The 1,587-nt window shown below is 57.7% G+C and carries 2 protein-coding genes; both read left to right on the forward strand.

Annotation, left to right across the window (positions count from 1 at the left end; translation table 11 throughout):
- Nucleotides 1-531: TrbG/VirB9 family P-type conjugative transfer protein (locus IG168_RS20340; protein WP_193166436.1), on the forward strand; the 531-nt coding region annotated here is incomplete at its 5' end.
- A 3-nt stretch (nucleotides 532-534) separates the two neighbouring features.
- A partial coding sequence (locus IG168_RS20345) for a TrbI/VirB10 family protein (RefSeq protein WP_193166437.1) occupies nucleotides 535-1,587 on the forward strand: 1,053 nt, incomplete at its 3' end.

A 1,587-nucleotide genomic window follows, 5' to 3' on the forward strand; every position in this document is an offset into this window, starting at 1 on the left:
GTCCTCACAACGACCAAGCGGGCTTACCACATCGAGCTAATCTCGGATCCTGCAAATGTCCCTCATCACTCTGTGTCATGGTCCTATCCAGGTGAGCAGCGCCGGGATTTCAGTCGACAAATCGCAGAAATGTATGCGCCTGGCCGGGCCTCTCACAACCAACCGGGCGGCGGTCAAGAAGGGCGCTTCACCGTTCTCGGTTCCGCGAGTGAAAGCGCAGATGACGCGCTAGCCAAGCTGAACTTCAATTGGGCGATCGAAGGAGGCGACGGTCAGGAATGGTTGCCTACAGAGGTCTATGATGACGGCGCGCGTGTGGTTCTCCGTTTCGCCCCGGTCATGGCCCGCAAGCAGATGCCGGTCCTCTCCCTGCTTACTGCAGAGAACCAGGTTGAGATCGTCAACTACATCCAACAGGGGTCCGCGCTGATCGTCCCGTACATGTTCGATCGAGCCGTTCTCTACATGTCCCGCGATCCCGCGCAGCGCGTATTCATCGCCCGCACGGGTATCTGGACGCAGGGTGAGTGACCGATGTCTGATCTGCTCCCGAATCTCGGCAATACCGACGCCGTTCAAATCAACAAGAAGATGCTCGTCGCCGCTGTCGGCGTCCTATCTGTCCTCATCGTCGGCGGTCTTGCCTATGGCCTCGCCTCCGATCCTCTCGAGGAGAAGCAAAGCGACATTCAATCGTACAACACGGAAATACCTGCGTCCTCTGAGCTTAATCGCTTCAGAGACCGCATCGTTGCCTATGCGCCACCAAAGCAAGCCTCAGACGAACCGTCGCCCTCAGAGCCGGAGCCGACCCCAATCGCACCTGTTGCGCCCGCTTTGCTGCCTCCACAACCTATTCAACCGCTTCCGGATCCTAATAAGCTCGCTGTTCGTCAATCTGCGATTTCCGTCTTTGACAAATCTTCTATCAGCGGCGCAGCTCAGCCGTTTCCTTTGAACATCACGGATCCGCCTACTGACTTGGCTTCGTTGCCGACGATCGATCCCGACGATTCCCCTGCCCCGCCACCATCCGCACAAACGATTTCGCCGTTCGGACGTGCAGCATCCCCGCGAGAAACTCTTCTTCCTGGGACGATAATAAAGGCGCGGCTCGATACAGCGATCGACACCACTCATCCGAGCATCGCGAGAGCGCGAGTCATCGAAGCGGTGTTCGATCATTGGAATGGCAAGCGGACGATTATCCCGCAAGGCGCTATCCTTATTGGCGCTCCGGCGAGCAATACAGAATATGGACAGGAGCGCGTCTACATCGCCTGGACCAGCCTAACTCTTCCAGATGGACGTGTTCTAGATATGTCTTCCACGAGCGCCGGAGACATCGCCGGGCGCGGCGGTCTCCCGGCGAACGTGGACAATCATTACTTGGAGCTTTTCGCTTCCGCCGCCCTCTCAAGCATCATCTCAGTAAGCGCTTCTCTGTCGAGTGGCGACCCTAACGATCCTCTTACTCTGCAACAGAGAGCGACGCAGGGATTGGCCTCATCAGTGAACCAGACGGGATCCACTCTCGTTGGTCGGGCCGCTGCCATCAAGCCAACGCTGACAATCGAACCCGGTCAC

Origin of the sequence: Microbulbifer hainanensis, assembly GCF_014904735.1 — a bacterium.
Taxonomy (GTDB): Bacteria; Pseudomonadota; Gammaproteobacteria; order Pseudomonadales; family Cellvibrionaceae; genus Microbulbifer; species Microbulbifer hainanensis.